Here is a 5590-nt window from a genome sequence, read left to right as displayed (position 1 = left end):
AAGATCATTAAGAGATTATGAAGAACAACTTGTGTGGATTTTTACTGATTGATTGATCGAAATATTATCATTGATTGATTGGTTTAAATTACTCGAAGTTTATTTGAGCGAAATTTAAGTCAGAAAATTGATGAGCCAGAATTGGCACCTTGTCTTTAATAAGGTGCAAAATGATTTTTAACTGAAGAGTTTGATCATGGCTCAGATTGAACGCTGGCGGCAGGCTTAACACATGCAAGTCGAGCGGAGTGATGGTGCTTGCACTATCACTTAGCGGCGGACGGGTGAGTAATGCTTAGGAATCTGCCTATTAGTGGGGGACAACATTTCGAAAGGAATGCTAATACCGCATACGTCCTACGGGAGAAAGCAGGGGATCTTCGGACCTTGCGCTAATAGATGAGCCTAAGTCGGATTAGCTAGTTGGTGGGGTAAAGGCCTACCAAGGCGACGATCTGTAGCGGGTCTGAGAGGATGATCCGCCACACTGGGACTGAGACACGGCCCAGACTCCTACGGGAGGCAGCAGTGGGGAATATTGGACAATGGGCGCAAGCCTGATCCAGCCATGCCGCGTGTGTGAAGAAGGCCTTATGGTTGTAAAGCACTTTAAGCGAGGAGGAGGCTACTGAAGTTAATACCTTCAGATAGTGGACGTTACTCGCAGAATAAGCACCGGCTAACTCTGTGCCAGCAGCCGCGGTAATACAGAGGGTGCAAGCGTTAATCGGATTTACTGGGCGTAAAGCGCGCGTAGGCGGCTAATTAAGTCAAATGTGAAATCCCCGAGCTTAACTTGGGAATTGCATTCGATACTGGTTAGCTAGAGTGTGGGAGAGGATGGTAGAATTCCAGGTGTAGCGGTGAAATGCGTAGAGATCTGGAGGAATACCGATGGCGAAGGCAGCCATCTGGCCTAACACTGACGCTGAGGTGCGAAAGCATGGGGAGCAAACAGGATTAGATACCCTGGTAGTCCATGCCGTAAACGATGTCTACTAGCCGTTGGGGCCTTTGAGGCTTTAGTGGCGCAGCTAACGCGATAAGTAGACCGCCTGGGGAGTACGGTCGCAAGACTAAAACTCAAATGAATTGACGGGGGCCCGCACAAGCGGTGGAGCATGTGGTTTAATTCGATGCAACGCGAAGAACCTTACCTGGCCTTGACATAGTAAGAACTTTCCAGAGATGGATTGGTGCCTTCGGGAACTTACATACAGGTGCTGCATGGCTGTCGTCAGCTCGTGTCGTGAGATGTTGGGTTAAGTCCCGCAACGAGCGCAACCCTTTTCCTTATTTGCCAGCGAGTAATGTCGGGAACTTTAAGGATACTGCCAGTGACAAACTGGAGGAAGGCGGGGACGACGTCAAGTCATCATGGCCCTTACGGCCAGGGCTACACACGTGCTACAATGGTCGGTACAAAGGGTTGCTACCTAGCGATAGGATGCTAATCTCAAAAAGCCGATCGTAGTCCGGATTGGAGTCTGCAACTCGACTCCATGAAGTCGGAATCGCTAGTAATCGCGGATCAGAATGCCGCGGTGAATACGTTCCCGGGCCTTGTACACACCGCCCGTCACACCATGGGAGTTTGTTGCACCAGAAGTAGGTAGTCTAACCGCAAGGAGGACGCTTACCACGGTGTGGCCGATGACTGGGGTGAAGTCGTAACAAGGTAGCCGTAGGGGAACCTGCGGCTGGATCACCTCCTTAACGAAAGATTGACGATTGGTAAGAATCCACAACAAGTTGTTCTTCATAGATGTATCTGAGGGTCTGTAGCTCAGTTGGTTAGAGCACACGCTTGATAAGCGTGGGGTCACAAGTTCAAGTCTTGTCAGACCCACCATGACTTTGACTGGTTGAAGTTATAGAAAAGAAGATACATAACTGATGATGTAAGCTGGGGACTTAGCTTAGTTGGTAGAGCGCCTGCTTTGCACGCAGGAGGTCAGGAGTTCGACTCTCCTAGTCTCCACCAGAACTTAAGAGAAGTTCGGATTACAGAAATTAGTAAATAAAGATTAAGATCTTGGTTTATTAACTTCTGTGATTTAAGTATCACGGTATTAAGCATGACCTGACGAAGGCATGTTTATTCATTAACAGATTGGCAAAATTGAGTCTGAAATAAATTGTTCACTCAATAATGAAAAGAGAGGAAGTAATTCTGATCTTGGAATTAATTGAGAACTAGCAAATTAACTGAATCAAGCGTTTTGGTATATGAATTAGATTGAAGCTGTACAGTGTTTAAATACACAGTACTTCAAACTGTAAGAGATTGATGAGAAATCATTGATCATGTCTTATTACTCCTTGTAGGTAATAACGACTGTTTGGGGTTGTATAGTCAAGTAATTAAGTGCATGTGGTGGATGCCTTGGCAGTCAGAGGCGATGAAAGACGTAATAGCCTGCGATAAGCTCCGGGGAGGCGGCAAATATCCTTTGATCCGGAGATTTCTGAATGGGGGAACCCACCTACTTTAAGGTAGGTATTGCAACATGAATACATAGTGTTGCAAGGCGAACGAGGGGAAGTGAAACATCTCAGTACCCTTAGGAAAAGAAATCAATTGAGATTCCCTTAGTAGCGGCGAGCGAACGGGGATCAGCCCATTAAGTTATGTGTGTTTTAGTGGAACGCTCTGGGAAGTGCGAACGTAGAGGGTGATATTCCCGTACACGAAAGGGCACACATAATGATGACGAGTAGGGCGAGGCACGTGAAACCTTGTCTGAATATGGGGGGACCATCCTCCAAGGCTAAATACTCCTGACTGACCGATAGTGAACCAGTACCGTGAGGGAAAGGCGAAAAGAACCCCTGTGAGGGGAGTGAAATAGATCCTGAAACCGCATGCATACAAGCAGTGGGAGCCGACTTGTTCGGTGACTGCGTACCTTTTGTATAATGGGTCAGCGACTTATATTCAGTAGCGAGGTTAACCGTATAGGGGAGCCGTAGAGAAATCGAGTCTTAATAGGGCGTTTAGTTGCTGGGTATAGACCCGAAACCAGGCGATCTATCCATGAGCAGGTTGAAGGTTGGGTAACACTAACTGGAGGACCGAACCCACTGTCGTTGAAAAGCCAGGGGATGACTTGTGGATAGGGGTGAAAGGCTAATCAAGCCTGGTGATAGCTGGTTCTCCCCGAAAGCTATTTAGGTAGCGCCTCGGACGAATACCATAGGGGGTAGAGCACTGTTTCGGCTAGGGGGTCATCCCGACTTACCAAACCGATGCAAACTCCGAATACCTATGAGTACTATCCGGGAGACAGACTGCGGGTGCTAACGTCCGTAGTCAAGAGGAAAACAATCCAGACCGCCAGCTAAGGCCCCAAAATCATAGTTAAGTGGGAAACGATGTGGGAAGGCATAGACAGCTAGGAGGTTGGCTTAGAAGCAGCCACCCTTTAAAGAAAGCGTAATAGCTCACTAGTCGAGTCGGCCTGCGCGGAAGATGTAACGGGGCTAAAACTATGTGCCGAAGCTGCGGATTTGACTTTTAAGTCAAGTGGTAGGGGAGCGTTCTGTAAGCCGATGAAGGTGTATTGAGAAGTATGCTGGAGGTATCAGAAGTGCGAATGCTGACGTGAGTAACGATAAAACGGGTGAAAAACCCGTTCGCCGAAAGACCAAGGGTTCCAGTCCAACGTTAATCGGGGCTGGGTGAGTCGACCCCTAAGGCGAGGCCGAAAGGCGTAGTCGATGGGAAATTGGTTAATATTCCAATACTTCTGTGTAATGCGATGAGAGGACGGAGAAGGTTAAGTCAGCCTGGCGTTGGTTGTCCAGGTGAAAGGAAGTAGGCATGCATCTTAGGCAAATCCGGGGTGCTCTATGCTGAGATCTGATAGCAAGCTGTACTTGTACAGCGAAGTGGCTGATACCATGCTTCCAGGAAAAGTCTCTAAGCTTCAGTTACACAGGAATCGTACCCTAAACCGACACAGGTGGTCAGGTCGAGTAGACCAAGGCGCTTGAGAGAACTCTGCTGAAGGAACTAGGCAAAATGGTACCGTAACTTCGGGAGAAGGTACGCTGTTGTTGGTGATGGAACTTGCTTCCTGAGCTGATGACAGCCACAGAAACCAGGCCGCTGCAACTGTTTATTAAAAACATAGCACTCTGCAAACACGAAAGTGGACGTATAGGGTGTGATGCCTGCCCGGTGCTGGAAGGTTAATTGATGGGGTTAGCGTAAGCGAAGCTCTTGATCGAAGCCCCAGTAAACGGCGGCCGTAACTATAACGGTCCTAAGGTAGCGAAATTCCTTGTCGGGTAAGTTCCGACCTGCACGAATGGCATAATGATGGCGGCGCTGTCTCCAGCAGAGGCTCAGTGAAATCGAAATCGCTGTGAAGATGCAGTGTACCCGCGGCTAGACGGAAAGACCCCGTGAACCTTTACTGCAGCTTGACATTGAACTTTGACCTTACTTGTGTAGGATAGGTGGGAGGCTTTGAAGTTGGAACGCTAGTTCCAATGGAGCCGTCCTTGAAATACCACCCTGGTAATGTTGAGGTTCTAACTCTGCCCCGTAATCCGGGGCGAGGACCATGTCTGGTGGGTAGTTTGACTGGGGCGGTCTCCTCCTAAAGAGTAACGGAGGAGTACGAAGGTGCGCTCAGCGTGGTCGGAAATCACGCGTAGAGTATAAAGGCAAAAGCGCGCTTAACTGCGAGACCCACAAGTCGAGCAGGTACGAAAGTAGGTCTTAGTGATCCGGTGGTTCTGTATGGAAGGGCCATCGCTCAACGGATAAAAGGTACTCTGGGGATAACAGGCTGATACCGCCCAAGAGTTCATATCGACGGCGGTGTTTGGCACCTCGATGTCGGCTCATCTCATCCTGGGGCTGAAGCAGGTCCCAAGGGTATGGCTGTTCGCCATTTAAAGAGGTACGCGAGCTGGGTTTAGAACGTCGTGAGACAGTTCGGTCCCTATCTACCGTGGGCGCTGGAAATTTGAGAGGATCTGCTCCTAGTACGAGAGGACCAGAGTGGACGAACCTCTGGTGTACCGGTTGTGACGCCAGTCGCATCGCCGGGTAGCTATGTTCGGAAGGGATAACCGCTGAAAGCATCTAAGCGGGAAGCCTACCTCAAGATAAGATTTCCCTAGGACTTTATGTCCTCTAAAGAGCCGTTCGAGACTAGGACGTTGATAGGTTGGATGTGGAAGCATAGTGATATGTGAAGCTGACCAATACTAATTGCTCGTGAGGCTTGACTATACAACACCCAAGCAGTTGTATATAAAGCATCAATCGATTCATTAATATGCAAAGCAACTTGATTTAGTTATACGCTTAGCTAAAATGAACAAAATAAAGTAAGACTCAATCAGCCCATCTGTAAAGATTTGGAAAACGCATCGGCAATCAATAAGACCAATGCAAGTATCCATACCAGTTGTGCTGGCGACCATAGCAAGAGTGAACCACCTGATCCCTTCCCGAACTCAGAAGTGAAACCTCTTAGCGCTGATGGTAGTGTGGGGTTTCCCATGTGAGAGTAAGTCATCGCCAGCTCATTATTCTAAACACCCTCAACTTTACAGTTGAGGGTGTTTTTTT

The 5590-nt window shown here is 48.3% G+C and carries 2 tRNA genes and 3 rRNA genes; all 5 read left to right on the top strand.

What is annotated here, in order from left to right:
• Positions 1 to 178: 178 nt before the first annotated feature.
• The 5 genes from RMB03_RS00490 (at position 179) to rrf (ending at position 5545) form a co-directional block, all read left to right on the top strand.
• A 16S ribosomal RNA gene (locus RMB03_RS00490) occupies positions 179 to 1716 on the top strand.
• A gap of 59 nt (positions 1717 to 1775) precedes the next feature.
• Positions 1776 to 1852: transfer RNA gene (locus RMB03_RS00485), tRNA-Ile, on the top strand.
• 56 nt (positions 1853 to 1908) lie between these two features.
• Positions 1909 to 1984: transfer RNA gene (locus tag RMB03_RS00480), tRNA-Ala, on the top strand.
• A gap of 370 nt (positions 1985 to 2354) precedes the next feature.
• Positions 2355 to 5248 (top strand): 23S ribosomal RNA (locus tag RMB03_RS00475).
• A gap of 182 nt (positions 5249 to 5430) precedes the next feature.
• Positions 5431 to 5545 (top strand): 5S ribosomal RNA (gene rrf / locus RMB03_RS00470).
• Together the 16S, 23S and 5S rRNA genes with 2 tRNA genes alongside form the textbook arrangement of a ribosomal RNA operon.
• Positions 5546 to 5590 lie beyond the last annotated feature (45 nt).

It is taken from the genome of Acinetobacter sp. V91_7 (genome assembly GCF_031799075.1).
Lineage (GTDB): Bacteria > Pseudomonadota > Gammaproteobacteria > Pseudomonadales > Moraxellaceae > Acinetobacter > Acinetobacter calcoaceticus.
The sequence above is the reverse complement of the archived record's forward strand: the minus strand, read 5'-3'. Positions and strand labels throughout refer to the sequence as shown.